Here is a 15,911-nt window from a genome sequence, read left to right as displayed (position 1 = left end):
AAAAGGGCGGGTTCTAGTAGAAGAAGTCGCGCTTCGAGGAGTCCTGATACTGCTTGTTCAGCGCCATGAGCCCAGCCCAATAGCACAGGTGGTAGAGGATGCCTTCCAGCGAACCATTCTTGAAGCGTCGGAACGCCTTCACTGCCCCGTAACCGAGCGCCATGCTGACGAGCGTGAAGTAGCCGCCCAGTGAGATTCCGCCGGCTAAACAACCGATGAAAATGATGGCTTCGTCAAGTTCCCAGAAGAACAGCTGGGGTTGATTGTCGACGTAGCGCGGGATATCAATCTCTTTCACTGGCCTGCCCCCTGCGGAAATGCCAGGACGTCAATGACCGCCCGCCGGTTCCGTACGCCATCACCAGGGGCAACCGGCTCGAGTTTGCCCCGCCCTTCAACACTGATCCGAGCGGGATCGACGCCCTTTGCCGTCAGGTAGCGACGAACCTCGTTTGCGCGGACCTCGGAGAGTCGCTTGTTGTACTGAGCGGTTCCCACCTCGTCGGCGTGGCCGACCACGGTGATGCGCGCCGATGAAGTCTGGGCCTGATTCAGCACTTTGGCCAGCGGGCTCCAAGACACAGGCTTTGCCCGGTTGAACGAGAAATGGAGAGTCGCAGCCGCTACGGGCGTCGAATCCTTGGGCGCGGCGTTCAAGCTGGCTTCCTCTGCCGCCAGGCGAGCTTCCTCCTCCGGTATCAGTGCGCGCGAGCGTGCGGGTTCCATGACCATCCAGAAAGCGCCATCGCGCTTCAGTTGGAAGTTCCGCTGCTGGTCGGACAAAACGTGAGCGCGATGGGCGGGCTCAATTGCGATGCCGTCGCTTTGGGGAACGACGATCTGATGCGCGTCCAGCGCCCACGCCTGCCACGCGAGGCTCGCGAACACAAGGGCGACTGCCGGTTTGAGAAGTCGGGTCATTGCGATACAGGATGATGTGATGGCGAAGAATAACGCGTACCGATAAAGAGTGCAACGATTGCAAACGTTTCGCGAGCACAATAGAATTATAACGACGTGTTAAGTATTCGCAAGCGTAAGCCGAGACAAGTCTGTCCGCAACCCGGCCTGTAGGCCTTATCCGACGTTGTGCCGCATACCTCTTCGCAAGGCATTCCCGCATCAGTCATAGGAGGGTCGATGAATGAGTGAAAACGGCAGCAACAACAGCAAGGGGACCAACTTACCGGTTCCGGGGTGGATGCAAGGACCCTTGGGTGAAGGCTGTGCTCATGTCTGGGACAAGGTGTTTCATACAGATCCAACGTTCACGAAGGAGTTCAGCCACGGCGGGTTCTCAGGTACTGCAGTTACTCCAACCTACCTCGTCCAGAAAGCCACCAAGCTGTTCGGTCCAATGGGACTAGGTTGGGGGTGCACCATTGTTTCGGAAGAGATTCTGGAGGGGTCTCCGTTGGGCTGGGACGAGAACGGCAACTCTTGGGGGCGCGAGCTGATCCATAAATTGCGCGTTCGCTTCTGGTACGAGATGGAGTGGAGAGGTGAGATTCGACGCGGTGAGATCGAACAGTTCGGCCAGACGACGTTTGTCGGGCGTACGAGCCACGGCGTCTTCACTGACGAAGAGGCGCCAAAGAAGAGCTTCACGGATGGGATGAGCAAATGTATGTCGTTGCTTGGATTCGGCGCTGACGTACATATGAACCTCTTCAGTGACGTGAAGTACTTGGAAGGCCTACACGCCAAGTTTGGTAGTCCGGATCGCGGGCCTGGGCTCACCGACACCCCTCCTCCCGGAGCGAGTGGCGTCGATGCAGCACCGCCAAGGCAGCGTGCAGGTGCGCAGAGTCAGCAAGCTGATTCTGCCAAGTCCGATCGCTACACCATGTACAAGACCAGGCTTGACGACCAGAACCAAAAGATCGCCGACGTTGCGATCGCACGACAGACGGTTGAGCAGGACGCAGGGCTCACCAAAGTCGAAAGCGCCCTTCTGTTGAGCCACCCGCGCCTTCAACTCACCCAGCAGTCTCCCAAGGACGAGATTTTTCTTTAACCCACTGCCCCGGTCGCTTCTCGCGCACCGGGGCTTTTTTGCTCGACGCATGCGCACCGGTACCAGGAAAGGATGCAGGTGCGCTGGAAATGGAGGCAGCTCTCATGAGCATTGATCAGATTTATCGGACAAAGCTTGGCGGAACACGCGACACGCTCGCACTCAGTTCCATGGGCGCCGGCGCTTTGATGACATCACCCTACTTTGCCAACATACCGGCGGCTGTCCCAATGGCACTTGGCGCCGCCGGCGCAACATACCTTGGCACAAGGCTATTCGACTTCTGGCGCCAACAGAACATCCTCGAATCGAAGATCAGCATTCAGTCAGCCGCGGCGTTGACCAAGCCGGATGGTCTGTTGCTGGGCTTCACGACAGATACCGGTAAGCCAGTGTATCTGCCAGATGACGACTTGATGCGGCATGGTTTCATCGGCGGCCAGTCCGGCGTGGGGAAGACCGTGATGGGCAGATTGCTGATGTTTCAGCAGATCCAGCGGGGCGGCGGCCTGATTTTCATGGACGGCAAGTTGACTGCAGAGGACATGGAGACGGTCTACCAGTACTGCTGCGCGTGCGGTCGCGAACAGGACTTGCTCATCCTCAACCCCGGTGATCCGGACAAGAGCCACACGTACAGCCCTATTCTGCGCGGGGAGCCAGACGAAGTATCTGCGCGCGTCCTCTCGCTAATTCCGGCAACCGACTCGAATCCCGGGGCGGACCACTATAAGCAGAGCGCAAACCAAGGCATTACAACCCTGGTGGCCGCGATGCAGGCGGCCGGGCTAGCCTACAACTTCATCGACTTCACGATCCTGCTCATGAATCACAGAGCGATGGAGGAGCTCGAGACGCGGCTGAAAAAGACGCGCCCCCATCACGACGCTACGAAGAACCTGTCGCTATTCCTTGAACAGTACAAGGGTGGTGGAAAACCTGGCTCCGGGCTGGAGAACATGGTCGACATCAAGCGGATGCGAGAGACCTTCGGCGGAGTTGGAGGCCGCATGTATATGTTCGGGACCGGTAGCTTCGGCAAGGTCATGAACACCTACACACCGGAGATCGATCTTTTCGAGGCGATCAAAAGCAACAAGATCATCTACGTTGCACTGCCGACCATGGGAAAGAACGAGGCGGCATCGAACTTCGGGAAGATGTTCCTCGGTGATCTTCGTACCGCCATATCTTGGGTGCAGGCACTTCCTGAGAGCCAACGCCCGAATCCTCCCTTCTTCGTCTTCATGGATGAAGCAGGTAGCTACGCTGTGCAATCCCTGGCCCGCCCATTCGAGCAGTCACGCAGCGCACGCATCGCACTCTGGCCCGCGGTACAAACAATGGCCAACCTTGAGTCTGTATCCGATGAGTTCAAGGAGATGGTGATCGGCAACACCTGGACGAAGATCATGTTCAAAGTGGGGACACAGGCGACGGCGGAAGAGTGTGCGGAGCTCATTGGCTACCAAACGGGTATTGCCAAGTCGTTGAGTGCGACACAGAACCAGAGTACGAACTCGCCGTTGCTGAATATGACTCCGGAGGGTGGCGCTGGCGCAGGTTCGGGATTCTCGGAGGGCCAGCGGGAACAGGAGGAATACAAGGTTTCTCCTGACGATCTCAAGGCGCTTGGCAAGGGTGAGTGCATTGTCACGTACGGCGGAGATACGGTCTTTAACCTTCGCGTGCCCATGATCACGATTGACAAGAAACTGCAGCGGGAGATCGGCCCACTCCGCATCAACCACTTCCGACGACCCCAGGTTGAAGGTGCCGACTTCTTCAAGAATGCCGACAAGTATCTCGGGGGGAGCAGCGTCCCCAGCGGTGGGCGGAAGAGAGATTTCGGTCAGGAACTGGCGAACGAGTAGCCCCCGCGCACGAATTAAGGGCAGGGATTGAGTAGCAGGCCCTCCCGCTCGCTCACGACTGGGCGGGAAGGCTGGAACACAACGTACGGAGCAAGATATGAGTGAAAACCTAAACTGGGAGCATGGCTATGATCACGTCGGATTGGATGGTGTTTCTGGTGATCGCGGGGATCTGTCTGACCCTCGCGATGTGCATCGCTGGCTTGAGAGCTTTGATTGTTCCAATCTTTTCAAAGATCTTGACGCCTTCGATCTTAGCGATTCTGACGGCGACGGCGAAATGGCTCCTGTGGGGGATGAAGAAGCTACTGGACTCGCACGTCCTTTTAGCGAAGAACTTGCTCTCGCCGCACTCAGTAATATTCCCAACGCTGGAACGACCCAAAAACGGCGGAAAGAAGATTACCTGAGAAACCTGACAGAGGAGGACTTCGAGGAGGGCGTGGAACGTCTCTGCTACCGGATCGTCAAGGCGAACGTTGAGGCGTTGTTCGACAAACGGACCAAGCCAGATCAACTGGTGAAGGCGGCACAGTGGCTGTTCGGGCGCACGTTGGGCGAAGTGAACTTTGAGCGGTGCTGCGAAACGCTGGGGACGCGCAAGGATGTCCTTCGACTGCGAATTCACTATGAGTTCTGGCGTCGCTGGCTGGTCCTGCCCGTGGAGTTCCCCTTCATGATCGATCCAGTGCCTGATGCCGTCGAGGGGGAGATCTACATTGTCGCAGGAGACGAAGGCTACATGTTGGCGCGGGCTGCGTGGTTGCAGCCGGGAATCCGGTCGGCCGCTCTTCTGGAAGAGGCGTCCGGTGGCGAGAACGTGGACCGATATCGCCGGGCGCTGCAGCAGATGGCCGAAAGGTATTTGATGTCGCAACAGAACGACAACTGGTATCTCACTGGCCGGAATCCTACGTTGAGGGCGATCGATCTATCGGCTACGCCGTACCGGCCGCTGGCCAATCAGATCTCCTGGTCGAAGCTGTACTAGCTCCGGGCTAGACTCAACATAAGCCGGCCGCCCTTGGCGGCCGTTGTTCTTTTTTGCGCCGGGACATCAAAAAAAAACCAGCTCTCGGGAGGGGAGCTGGTCGGGAGAAAAGCCTACTCAGGGGTCAGGTAGAGAGGCCATTGGAGGGAATAGTCACGATCCCCAAACTGCTACTGCACGTCTCACTAGGCCGTCAGGCCAAGCAATGGGTGTAATACTAAATGAATCGAAACGATACTTCAAGAGTAGTTATGCGTGTTATGCGCGGATCATGAGCGCCACGAGCGCAGATCGCCGTCATCGACGTGGACGACGCCTTTTGACGGGTAGAAGCCAACTCCGCCCCCCCGCAAGTGCTGAGCGAGCTTGCCCATGTCAGCAACGGAGACGCCGGGGATAAAGATATCCGCAGCGGCCCCCTTCATGTGCCTGGAGTCACCCTTCCCGCCGACGGCTTCATTGGTTGGTTTAGTGCGGTAGCCCGAGGTCAATGCGATTACCTTCCGACGTCCGTTCATTTCCGTCCAGCCTTGCATTCCATAGAGAATATCCAGCAGGGTGGTACTCATCTGAACTGCGGCATCGGCACGTACATCGCGCATCAGGCGGCAGATAGCGAGGTAGCCTGGCCACACCACGCGGTCGTTGGCCCAGTATGTCTCGCTGATCTCCTCGATGACTCCCTTACGAACCTCCGTCTTGATCCAAAGGCGCCTTGGGCGCTCCCAGAAATGCGGGTCTGTCCGTGCAAATAATGGGTCGGTGCACGTGGCGATCAACGCGCCGGCAGTGCAGGTAAGAAATCGCCGTCTGTCCAAGGGAATGCACTCCATTGCTGGGCGCTCTTGATGGCCGTCAAGCCTTCACGCCCGTTGGTAAAGCTGGACGCTATTTTAACGCGTATGTGGAAGACTGGCGTAGCGATCCCGCTACAGGTGGGGTACAAAAAGAAAAAGCCCGGCGGGGAAGCCGGGCTTGGGTGACTACATTTTTAGACCGAGTTTGAGCTTGAGCTCCTCGTTGAGATCCTTCGCGCCAGGTGGCAGCGTGTACGTACCGATCGGTCCGCCAACTGCAGCCTCCAGGACAGGTCGAATTTTCTCCAACGCGGTTCGCCCTGCATCATCATCGTCAAATGCAGCCAAAACGTCTGCTCCGCGGAACGTTTCGAACCATTCTGGGCGCCAGTTTTCGCAACCTGGCAGTCCCATTATGCTTCGCTTCGTGCCCAGTGCGACAGCAGACAGCAAGTCGATGCAGCCCTCGGTGATCAAAATGCGTTGCTTCGATTCACCAAGCCATCCCCACGGAGCAATCGTTCCGTAGCGTAGCGATTTGACCTCGTCGGATCGCGTCGCACGCAAGTAGCGAAACTCCGCAGCCCTCCGGTTGTTCGACACCAGAACCAGAGGACGGAAAGCTGCTGCAGGCGCTTTTGATCCTTCCTTCCACAAGCCGGCTCTCGTCATGAGGTCCTGCCCAATGTGGTGAAGTAGAAACTCCTTTGCTTCCTTTGGGTTTGACGGAAGCGTCAGAAGGATGCCCTTTCGACAGGCGGTTCGAGTGATCTCCGGCGAGATTCCTCGACCGGCAAGGTACTCGATACCATCGCGAGACGGTTCGGGCAGCGCAGCAACAAGCTTGGAGAAGACTTCTTCAAGAGCCGAGTCATCCCTCTCGATCGCTGGCTTCGGCTTTGGGGGCGTGTACGAACGGATAGCGTCCGTGTCAGCACCGCTGAGCTCCAGCGCAGTCTCGACGGGAGACTTACCCAAGTACAGAGAAGCAGCTTCAATCACGTCACCGTGCTTGTTGCACGCGAAGCACTTCCAAGTGTCGTCCTTCACACTCACCTTCACCGAACCCTCGGAAGACGCACCGCATTCCGGATTCGGGCAGATCGAGTAACGGATCGTGCCGCTCATGGGCTTGGGGATTGCACCAAGCATGCGCTCGAAGACCCAATCGAGAGGGAAAGCTTTGCGCACCTTGGAGAAATCGACTTTCCAGTCCTTTGGATTGCTGTTAGCCATCTGGATGCTCCTGATGAAATTCCTTGATGCCAGGAGATGAATCACGCAGGTCCATAAGTGGGGCCGTTTGGGTCGTCGCTACCCCGGGGTAGTTTCCCTTGTCCGGTGATGGCCGATAGACTTATGGTTACGTGGTACAGAAGCCCTCTTTGTGGGGTTTGGTCAAGAAACTGCTAATGGAGGTCGAGAATATGGACTATCGATGCGCGGTACAGGCGGTTGCCACGCGAGAGAGAGGCTCCTTGGAGCTAGAGGAGGTGCCGCATCACGTCGTCGTCGATCGCGGACTCGATCTGGTTGAGACAGTCCGAGTACTTGCGGTGGACGAATGCGCTGCCGTCGACATGGTGAACGTCATGAATGATCAGGCCTACGCTACCCTCTCGAGGGTGATCTGACGGCTTTATCAGGCTAAGCGTTTCATACCCCGGTGTCAGGTGCGTTCCGGACGGGGTAACAGGTTGAACTGAAACGCCAACGGTGCGACATCGAGAGGACGCTCTCGAACCGTGAAGTGGGCAAGGCCCCTCGACAGTGAGATGTCGAGGGGCCTTGCCTTTTTTATGGACACTGAGGCTATCAGACAACATTGCACGTCTGTGCCTTGAGTCATTGCGATACAATGACGGTATGCATACGTGATATGGCGTGACAATGCAATTACGAACGCCGAGCGCCAAATTGACCAGGGACCGAGCCTATGGACATACATCATTCCTGTCCCTCGTGTGAGGGCAAGAAACGGGTGAGTGGTTTCGTTACGGACTCTACAGGAAGGCTCCGTCTGACAAGAACGGCTCCCTGCCCGCAATGTGACGGAGTAGGCACGATAACAGACGAGCAATGCCGCTGGATTGCGATCGGTAGGTCGCACCGCCAAATGCGGTTTGCGCACAAGGAGTCTGCCGCTGCCGCGGCACTGCGCCTCGGTCTGTCCGTGGACCAATTGACCGCGGCCGAGCTCGGGCGCTTGCCCCCCGCCATCCTGGCCCTTCCCGGCTCGCCGCCTGGCCAATCGCCCATCTGAGCTGACGTCTCGCCGGCACCGGCTGTTCCCCGCCGGCGGGCCGCATCAACACAGCTGCAGAGTCACCATTCAGAGGAGAGTCCTTGTTCTCAAACCTGCACCTTTACCGCCTGACCAAGGATTGGCCCATGACATCAGACGGCCTCGAAGCCTTGCTGAAGAAGCGGCCATTTCATCCATGCGGCAGCCAGGATATGAAGTCATCTGGTTGGGTCAGCCCGCGGGACAATGGCCCGCTTGTTCATGCCCATGGGAAGCAGTGGTTGGTTGCCCTCCGCATTGAGACGAAATCGGTGCCCGGGGAGGCCATCCGGAAGTTGGTCGAGCAACGGGCACGTGAGTATGAGGAGCGAAACGGCTATAAGCCGGGCCGCAAGGTGCTCAAGGAGATTAAAGAGCAGGCCCTCACGGAGCTATTGCCACGGGCTTTCCCAAAGCAGGCGACGATTCAGGTGTGGATCAATGCCGCCGATGGATGGGTCGCGATGGATACCTCGACTCCGTCCAAGGCCGACGACGTGGTTAGCGATCTGATTCGAACGGCTGAAACGATCCCGATCGCGCTGGCCCAAACGAATCTCTCGCCGGCCCAGGCGATGTCCGACTGGCTAACCTCGAACGAAGCACCGTACAACTTCACGGTCGATCGCGAGTGCGAGCTGAAGGGCACAGACGCAGAGAAGCCAACGGTCAAGTACACGCGCCTTTCATTGGAGCGAGACGAGATCCGGCAGCACATCCTCGAGGGAAAGCGTCCCACCAAGCTGGCGATGACGTGGACTGACCGCGTTAGCTTCATCCTCACAGATAAGTGCCAGGTTAAGCGGATTGCGTTCCTCGACGCCGTGATGGGAGAGGTCAATCTCGATGGGGAGGACGCTGAGGCCGTGTTCCAGTCCTCTTTTGCCATCATGACAGGTGAGCTGTCACGTTTTCTCCCGGACCTGATAGAGAGCCTGGGAGGCGAAGCGGAGTACGTTGCAGAGTGACCGCGGCGGGCAGCAATGCCGGGGGCACCAGAGGCCGGACATCGGTGGCAGCGCATGAGCGAGCTGCTGGTCATAGCGGGTGGTGGGAAGTCAGGAATGCACCATCACTCAATTCGTCGTTGAGCCTCCGACTGGGGGTATTGAAAGGAAGCGTTTGATGGCATCGGTAAACAAGGTGATTCTGGTCGGGAACCTCGGTGCGGACCCGGAAACCCGCTACATGCCCAGCGGCGATGCCGTGACCAATATCCGGCTGGCGACGACCGACCGCTACAAGGACAAGCAGTCTGGCGAGTTCAAGGAAGCCACCGAATGGCACCGTGTCGCCTTTTTCGGGAAGCTGGCTGAAATTGCAGGTCAGTACCTGCGGAAGGGTTCGTCGGTCTACATCGAAGGCCGCATCCGCACGCGGAAGTGGCAGGATCAGTCTGGCCAGGACAAGTACAGCACCGAGATCATTGCGGACCAAATGCAAATGCTGGGCGGCCGGCAAGGGGGCGCGGACGGACACGATGACGGTCCGCCCCCCCAAGAGCAGGGGTATGCAGACGATGGCAACCAGGGAGATAGCACGTTCATCTAAGCCGCCCTCCTCCTCCCGCCGACTCTTCTCAGCCCGCATCGCGGGCTTTTCTTTTGCCGGCAGCACGCGTCCGTGAAGGCCCTACTACTTGCTGTGACGCATATCCGATCGCAAATCAACCCAGAATGGAGATCTGACATGAATCATCAACAGCAAGCTCGGAAAGCCTTTGAGACCGAGTTGAAGGGTATTGGACGCCGAATGGAGGTCGGTTTTGCTCTGGCAGGACGGCGTTTCGAAGTACAGGACTGGGGTCTGATCAACTTCCATGCCACCGAGACGCTGGCCATGCGCGAGATGGAGGGCTCATCGGATGCGCGGATTCTGGCCGTGATACCGGCTGAAGTCCAGTTTGCTGCAAACGGCAACGTTCGTCTGTGGAATTGCCTTGGGGAGCCCGTCGCGCAACGGTGGGACCCACCATCGCAGCAGGAGCTCTTCCGCTCTCATGATCTCCATCTCCCCTATGTCAGGTCATCGCAAGGGTCCGACATCCACTAGGAGATCAAACATGGCAATCCTGCATATCCTCAAACTCGCCGCACTGGCGTTTGTGAACCGTCTCTTTCGTTCTCAGACCGTGTCGACCACAGGGAAAGACCCCAAGGGCTTCAACATCTATGAGTATGAAGGAACGCCGAGCGTCACGCCCGGATACTTCATCGTCCGTTTCCGTCATGTTCTCAATGGTGAAGTTCGGACCAAGCACCGTCAACGCATGACCGACCAGGAATGGAAGGCCACGCGCGAGCGACTGGAGCAAAGCCGCGAGGAGGCCGGGGTGTTTGACACCGCCGCCCTTCCGGCGCTGTCCGTGAATAGCCACGACGGCCACTAGTATCGGAATCAACTGCACAGAAAGGGTCCGCGTCTATCGATGCGGACCCTTTTTCTTACGCGTCATTGCGTGCCATACCAAAGGGCAATGCAAATGCACACTCAACCAATGTCCGGAGTATCGTCATGCAAGTTCAAGAGCAAGAGGTGAAGTTTGAGTCGCTGGAATTGTGCCTGGGTCGTAATGGAGAGGTCAAAACAAGCGGCCTTCTGATCCGGGACCTCGACGGCTACATTGAAATGCAGCCTTTGACGTCGCGCGGGGTGCCTGCACGATGCCTCATGCAGATTCCCAGCGATCAGCGCGTGCTCAATCAAATGGCCGAGGTGTTCACACGCCTGGCCGCGCGAGCTGCTGAGTCGCGTGGAACATAGAAATAAAGGCGGCCCGGATACCGGTGCCGCCTTTTTACTTTCGCCCTCCAGGTGCGCTCGAGTGGTGGTCGTCGGAACTAGATCGCGGTACTGCAGGCCGCCGGCATGGAGCCAACGATACGGACACTTACCGAGTTCGGCTCGACCTTGTCGATCGCGAGATGGGTGCCGGCCATCGAAATCAGCCGCAGATCATTCATGTATGCCAAGTCGCGCGAGCCGCGGATTCGGCCGGAAGCATCGGTCCGAAGGACGCGGTACTTCGCCACGCCGTCGTTGGCGCCAAGGAATACGGTTGAGATGCCGCAGAGTGCTGGCCCGCTGGTCCGAGACTTGGTGATCACCATGTCGCCCGGGGTGATCGAGACAGGTTCCTGCATCTCGTAGGTATCTCCCGTCGCCTTCAGTGCGTTCTCGAGTACTGCGCCGGTGTCCGTAATGGCGAAGTAGCGATTCCGGGCGAAGAGCGAGCTGCTCTCAGGGGCGGCCTTGACCAGATAGAAGGTCCTCCCCTCCTTGTCGACGATCTTTGCCGCCGGCGCAACGCGGGCGCCAGCCTTGAGGGACAGGGAAGCGTCGCCGGCCTCGAGCTTCACCTCTCGGACAACCTCCAGGAGCGGCGTGGTCGTCTTGGTCGAGACCGTGAACTCCATGAGCTTTGCACCTGGTGCGGCGGTACGTGTGTCGCCGGGTTTGACCCCGTCGGCGCCATTGATGCGCTCGACCGCCGGGCGAACCTGCTCGACAGGTACAACGTTCGGGAAAGTCGATTTCACCGTCGTAGTACCGCCGGCGATCGCGGAGAGGGATAGGGTCGACATGGCCACGGCCATGCCAAGCATTTTCTGCATAATTTTCTCCTTGGTAACCACAAGAACCGGGTTTGGAGGCTGATGTCCTGGGCTCAAGCCCCGCTGGCGGTCGGACCGGTGCCGTCCCGCCAGCAAGGCCCGTTCATCGCAATGTGCCGGGCTGATTCTTGGCTCGGATGGCCGCGAGGCGGTTCTCAGCGAGCTTTGCGATCGTTGGCTGCGCCCGCCGGCGGATCGTGTCCAGGGCTAGCTCGACGGACATGTTGCCGGCCACCGCCGAGTAGGCTGTCTCCGGCGAGCAGCCGTCGTCAAGCACGGATTCGGCCTCCGCACTCGCAACCACAAACGTCGGCACTGCGGTTACCTTGAACGCCTTGAAGAGGTCCGGATGGATCTCCCATGGGGCGCCCGCTCGGTTGACTTCGAGCGCGGCGAGCTTGGTTGCTTTGAGCGACCCGTCCTTGAAACCGCGGACCACCATAACGGCGCCCGTCTCCTTGGCCTGTCGAGCCAGCTCAGTAAGGACGGGCTTTGGCATCGAGAACGAGACAAAGATGATGAGGTCGTTCGCCCCCTGCTTTGCCGGCGCCGGGCCACCCTTCTTGGCCTCTGCATACTGCTGCATGATGTCGTCCAGACTCTGCGTTCGCACTGGCGGCGGCGCCTTAATCGTGGGGACCTCGACCTTGAACGTACCCGGCTTCACCGGCTTGATGTTCTGTCCAAGGACTGCTGCCGCCTCTTCTCGGTGCTTGGCCATTTCTGTCTGGATCTCGGCTTCGGGTGGTAGCGAGAGCGACTGAGCGATGGCCGTGCCAGCCCAGCCATTAGCCAGGAGAAGCGCCGCTGCAGCAATCACGTTTGCGGAATATCGCATAGCCAAAGTCCCTCCAGCCCGGCATGGGCAATTCAGTGTTTGTTTGGGTAAGAATGGGCGATCGCCCGATCGGGTCGCAGCATTTGCCGGCGATCTTGACGGTCTGCGGAATTGGGTACAGGCGCGTGAACTTGTACTGCCGCTTATCCATGATGATCTGCGGGTAGTAGCCGCACATGGCATCGCTGCCGAACGCTGACCACTGCGTTCCGGCGGCATGGAGTTTGGCCAGAACGCGCGTCGTCTGGAGCCGCGCAGTCTGCTCCATGCTCAGGTGAGCCTCATTATTCCCTGTCAGGGGATACATGTGCCCGTAGGCGCCCGCGGCCCAGAAGATCTCTGGGATCGGAAAGCCTGCAGTAGCCGCCACTGCATCGGCTGACATTGCGCCGATGGCAACCATCCCTCCGAACGGGAACGCGTAAGGCGCGATGATGCCGGCGAGCTCATCATCGTTGTGCGTCGGGTCGGCGAAGGACACCCAAGGGATGTCAATGCCCCGCTGGTCCAGACAGGAATCGTCCAGAATCGCGCCCATGACGTACAGTGCCGGATTGATGTAGAGGTTCACCTGCATGAACGACGTCCGGGTAGACCCGATCTCCCCCGACTGGTCATCAGAGATCTGGCCGAAGGCATCGGCATTCACGCCAGTGTTCACCCTCACCCCACCGAGCAGCGGGAAGCAGCCTGGAACGGCAGTCACATCCGTCATCATGTCGAACTCCCAGAATGACGTCGGGATGCCGACTTTCGGCGGGTTCTGGCAAAAGCAGATCGGGTTCACGGGGCCAGAATCGAAGTCGTCCTGGCCGCCCCCGAGAAGAGTCGCGGTGCCGAACAACTTGATCGGCATCATGCATGACCAGCACACGTCGGAGATCAGGTTGGGAAACTTGCCCGTGCAAAGCGCGTCGGCGTTCGCAGTGCCAGAACCGAAGAGTGCACCGGCGAGCAGGAGGGCCGCTGAGATGAGTTTCTTCATGGCGCGAACTCCTCGACCTGCAGCATTTTCCCCTTCTGGGAAAGCACTGCCGGGACCCGCTTGATGCCAAAGTGCTGAGTCAAAATGCCCTGCTGGTCAAAGTAGACCGGTCGCTTCCATTCGCGATCTAGTTTCAGGAAAGAGCCCGCGACGAGAACGACCTTGTCGCGGGGATTCTCGTCGATGCGCTTCTTGGCGTACTGGACTTGCTTCGGGTCGCGGCCGTCGATGAACACGATGGCCTTCGACAGAGCAGTGAAATCGAGCGGATTGAGTTTGGTCCCCGCGGGAACGAGAACATTGCCCAGGTGATCCTTCACGTTGTCAGGGTAGGTATAGGTAGGATCGAACGTCCACACCTTTGGACCGGTTGCGGTCGATATACCCGGAACTGGAGGGGGATTTTCCAGGTTGGAGAGCTGCTTGTTCCTGTAGTCTTCCCAGAACTTCTTCAGCTGGCCCTGCTTCTCCATGTTGGTCAACCGACCTTTGATCATGTCGACAGCGTCCTGCTCCTGGATGTCCCAGGTATTGCCGTATCGGCCGAGAGACTCGGCAAACGACGCGCAGGCGATGGTAGAGAGTGCCAAGCCAAGGAAGAGCGCTGTAGTGCGGCGGCTTACCTTCATATGGGCTCCGATCAACGAAGTAGATAGCACAAAACCGCGACCTTGGCCGCGGCTTTCGATGCGCCACTCACCGTGAAGGCGAGTGGTTGGGAGACACCTGATTACTTCGCACCATTGAGCCACGCGTCGATTCGCGCAGCGTCAGCGGCGCCCGGCAAGATGCGGCCATCGGCGCTGAACAGGGTCGGGGTGCCCCGCACGCCGAGGCCGTCGCCCAGTGCAGCAATACGCTTGATCGGGTTGTCGCACTTCGCCGCCGGCGCCGGGACGTTCTGGGTGACGAGCTTGTCCCACGCAGCAGCGCGTTGTGCGGCCGGCAGGCACCAGATCGACTCCGACTTGGCACTCGCCTGCGGGTGCAGTGAGTCGAGCGGGAACATGAACGTATAGATGGTCACGTCATCCAGCTGTGGGAACGCTTGCGCTTCGAGCTGCTTGCAATACGGGCAGTCGGGGTCAGAGAAGAGGTAGAGCTTGCGCGTGCCCTTGCCTTTCACGCGCACGATCGCGTCCTGAATGGGCAGCTTGCTGACGTCGATCTTGTTGGCGGCTTCGCGTTTCGAGGCGGTGAGATCCTGGCGCTTTTCCATGTCGTACATGCTGCCGAAGAGGAAGTAGTGCCCTTCCTTGTCGGTGTACGCGATGTTCTTGCCCATGGTGAGCTCGTAGATCCCCGGAATCGGGGTGGCCTCGACGCTGGTGAAGTTCGTGTTGGGATACTTGATCTTCAGTGTCGCCATCACGCTGTCGGTCTCAGGCGAAGCATGGGCAGCGATGGACATGGCGGCAAAGGCCAGAGCAGCAGCAATCTTTTTCATTCGTGTTCCCTCAGGTTCAGTTGTCGGAAGGGGTATCCAAATACGATCGGATCTTCGGTTGCCCGCGTCCTGCGATCAATGAAGATTCATCACACGTAACTATACACGTTATGTATTGAATTGGCGTCTTCTGTATAATTTGACGTCGTGGAGGGCGCGGGTGTGGCGAATGAGCCACATCGGCATGGCGCTTGGTGGATGCAAATCTGGCCGGCGCGGCTGAATTGGCGTGAAATCTCCTTTTGCTCGCCGGAGCGTCCCCTGCCCTCCACAAGGCATCATCTTGGATAGAGCAGCTTCACCCTGGCCCCCCGCCGGGAGAACTGCATTCACTGGCTACGGATTTGAGGGACAGCACGTGACTGAAGGGCGTACGGAATTGCTCTATGCGGCGTTTAGAGAGAGGGTTGAGTATCACCTTCTGTCGGCTCTGGTTCGCGGCAAGGCGACGCTGGGGCGCGACGATGTGTCCGCACAGAATGCACTTGCCCAACTTGAGGCCAGGCTGAAAGCCGTGGGCCGGTGGATTCGAGTTCATGGTTTCGTCGATGTCGCCACATTTGGGCAGCACTCGAGCGCGGCCAACCTTTCGCGCAAGGCAAGGGCCTTGATCAGTGTTCCGGGTGCGACATTGGAGTCAGCGCGGCGAGTCCTGACGGCCGAGCGGGTCGAGTTTCTGTGGGCGGAGCATCTCGCCGCAACGCTTGACGAGGACGAGACTGCAGGGGCGATCGACTGGGTTGAACTCGTGGATGCGCAGGGCAGAATCATTGGCACCGGCAGACCGCGACATGGCTCGCTGGTTTGGGAGCTCGTCGAGCACCTCGCAGAGGACGAATGTGCCGCTCGCACTGTGTCTGCCGCAGCAATGGATGCGGATGCTACCCATGCACGGCATGAAGCCCCCGATCGCGCAGCGGCGCTGGTTGCGGAAGCGAGCTATCAACGTTCAATCGTCGCTGCGGCGTCCTTCTGGCGCCAAACCTACGCGGGGCTCGGCGGGCCGCGTTGAGATCCAACCCACCAAAAGAAAAACGCCACCGATTTGTAGTCGGTGGCGTGTG

17 protein-coding genes and 1 pseudogene are annotated in these 15,911 nt (G+C 58.7%); 9 read left to right on the top strand and 9 right to left on the bottom strand.

All coding sequences use genetic code 11. The annotated features are described in order from the left end of the window. Nucleotides 1-13: 13 nt before the first annotated feature. Together traL and FFS21_RS05275 are read right to left on the bottom strand one after the other, a co-directional pair. Nucleotides 14-298 carry a type IV conjugative transfer system protein TraL gene (gene traL / locus FFS21_RS05280; RefSeq protein WP_017515798.1) on the bottom strand — a complete coding sequence of 95 codons (285 nt, stop codon included), beginning with the start codon at nucleotides 296-298 and terminating at the stop codon, nucleotides 14-16. Next, nucleotides 295-921 carry an OmpA family protein gene (locus FFS21_RS05275; protein ID WP_137923863.1) on the bottom strand — a complete coding sequence of 209 codons (627 nt, stop codon included), beginning with the start codon at nucleotides 919-921 and terminating at the stop codon, nucleotides 295-297. Before FFS21_RS05275 ends, traL begins: the two co-directional genes overlap by 4 nt. A 223-nt stretch (nucleotides 922-1,144) precedes the next feature. Here FFS21_RS05275 and FFS21_RS05270 point away from each other — a divergent pair, with 223 nt between their 5' ends. From FFS21_RS05270 to FFS21_RS05260, 3 genes are all read left to right on the top strand, one after another. Next, on the top strand, nucleotides 1,145-2,017 hold the full coding sequence (locus tag FFS21_RS05270) for a hypothetical protein (RefSeq protein WP_137923862.1): 873 nt from the start codon (nucleotides 1,145-1,147) through the stop codon (nucleotides 2,015-2,017). Nucleotides 2,018-2,121: 104 nt separating this feature from the next. Next, on the top strand, nucleotides 2,122-3,891 hold the full coding sequence (locus FFS21_RS05265) for a type IV secretory system conjugative DNA transfer family protein (RefSeq protein WP_029309092.1): 1,770 nt from the start codon (nucleotides 2,122-2,124) through the stop codon (nucleotides 3,889-3,891). 97 nt (nucleotides 3,892-3,988) lie between these two features. After that, on the top strand, nucleotides 3,989-4,882 hold the full coding sequence (locus tag FFS21_RS05260; RefSeq protein WP_137923861.1) for a hypothetical protein: 894 nt from the start codon (nucleotides 3,989-3,991) through the stop codon (nucleotides 4,880-4,882). 269 nt (nucleotides 4,883-5,151) lie between these two features. Here FFS21_RS05260 and FFS21_RS05255 read toward each other — a convergent pair whose 3' ends face one another. Beyond that, nucleotides 5,152-5,700, bottom strand: coding sequence for a YcbK family protein (locus tag FFS21_RS05255; RefSeq protein ID WP_249359157.1), 549 nt, complete (start codon nucleotides 5,698-5,700; stop codon nucleotides 5,152-5,154). Between the two features lie 165 nt (nucleotides 5,701-5,865). Next, nucleotides 5,866-6,915 (bottom strand): toprim domain-containing protein, encoded by a 1,050-nt coding sequence (locus tag FFS21_RS05250; RefSeq protein ID WP_225934832.1) that lies wholly within the window; start codon nucleotides 6,913-6,915, stop codon nucleotides 5,866-5,868. Between the two features lie 1,110 nt (nucleotides 6,916-8,025). Between FFS21_RS05250 and FFS21_RS05245 the strand changes: the two genes are divergently transcribed. From FFS21_RS05245 to FFS21_RS05225, 5 genes and pseudogenes are all read left to right on the top strand, one after another. Continuing rightward, nucleotides 8,026-8,931 carry a recombination-associated protein RdgC gene (locus tag FFS21_RS05245; RefSeq protein ID WP_137923859.1) on the top strand — a complete coding sequence of 302 codons (906 nt, stop codon included), beginning with the start codon at nucleotides 8,026-8,028 and terminating at the stop codon, nucleotides 8,929-8,931. Nucleotides 8,932-9,088: 157 nt separating this feature from the next. After that, nucleotides 9,089-9,451, top strand: a pseudogene (gene ssb, locus FFS21_RS05240) (single-stranded DNA-binding protein); the annotation flags it as partial. A 201-nt stretch (nucleotides 9,452-9,652) separates the two neighbouring features. Beyond that, nucleotides 9,653-10,015: a hypothetical protein gene (locus FFS21_RS05235; RefSeq protein ID WP_137923858.1), complete on the top strand. Its 363-nt coding sequence runs from the start codon at nucleotides 9,653-9,655 to the stop codon at nucleotides 10,013-10,015. A 10-nt stretch (nucleotides 10,016-10,025) separates the two neighbouring features. Next, nucleotides 10,026-10,352: a hypothetical protein gene (locus FFS21_RS05230; protein ID WP_017512258.1), complete on the top strand. Its 327-nt coding sequence runs from the start codon at nucleotides 10,026-10,028 to the stop codon at nucleotides 10,350-10,352. Nucleotides 10,353-10,477: 125 nt separating this feature from the next. Beyond that, entirely contained in the window at nucleotides 10,478-10,726 is a 249-nt protein-coding gene (locus FFS21_RS05225; protein ID WP_017512257.1) for a hypothetical protein, read from the top strand. 77 nt (nucleotides 10,727-10,803) lie between these two features. Here FFS21_RS05225 and FFS21_RS05220 read toward each other — a convergent pair whose 3' ends face one another. The 5 genes from FFS21_RS05220 to FFS21_RS05200 form a co-directional block, all read right to left on the bottom strand. Next, a complete protein-coding gene (locus FFS21_RS05220; RefSeq protein WP_137923857.1) occupies nucleotides 10,804-11,577 on the bottom strand; it encodes a hypothetical protein in 774 nt (257 codons plus the stop codon). Between the two features lie 103 nt (nucleotides 11,578-11,680). Further along, nucleotides 11,681-12,298: a type-F conjugative transfer system pilin assembly protein TrbC gene (gene trbC / locus FFS21_RS05215; protein ID WP_011514826.1), complete on the bottom strand. Its 618-nt coding sequence runs from the start codon at nucleotides 12,296-12,298 to the stop codon at nucleotides 11,681-11,683. Between the two features lie 67 nt (nucleotides 12,299-12,365). Continuing rightward, the gene (locus FFS21_RS05210; protein ID WP_011229374.1) at nucleotides 12,366-13,400 is read right to left on the bottom strand and encodes a TraU family protein; all 1,035 of its coding nucleotides are present in this window, start codon (nucleotides 13,398-13,400) and stop codon (nucleotides 12,366-12,368) included. Then, nucleotides 13,397-14,029 carry a type-F conjugative transfer system protein TraW gene (gene traW / locus FFS21_RS05205; RefSeq protein ID WP_011229373.1) on the bottom strand — a complete coding sequence of 211 codons (633 nt, stop codon included), beginning with the start codon at nucleotides 14,027-14,029 and terminating at the stop codon, nucleotides 13,397-13,399. Before traW ends, FFS21_RS05210 begins: the two co-directional genes overlap by 4 nt. Before the next feature lie 101 nt (nucleotides 14,030-14,130). Next, nucleotides 14,131-14,847, bottom strand: a complete 717-nt coding sequence (locus tag FFS21_RS05200; protein ID WP_011229372.1) for a DsbC family protein — start codon at nucleotides 14,845-14,847, stop codon at nucleotides 14,131-14,133. A gap of 358 nt (nucleotides 14,848-15,205) precedes the next feature. Between FFS21_RS05200 and FFS21_RS05195 the strand changes: the two genes are divergently transcribed. Continuing rightward, nucleotides 15,206-15,859: a hypothetical protein gene (locus FFS21_RS05195; protein WP_137923856.1), complete on the top strand. Its 654-nt coding sequence runs from the start codon at nucleotides 15,206-15,208 to the stop codon at nucleotides 15,857-15,859. Nucleotides 15,860-15,911: the final 52 nt, after the last annotated feature.

Origin of the sequence: Cupriavidus sp. 2SB (assembly GCF_005503625.1) — a bacterium.
Lineage (GTDB): Bacteria > Pseudomonadota > Gammaproteobacteria > Burkholderiales > Burkholderiaceae > Cupriavidus.
This window is presented reverse-complemented; position numbering and strand designations above follow the sequence as displayed.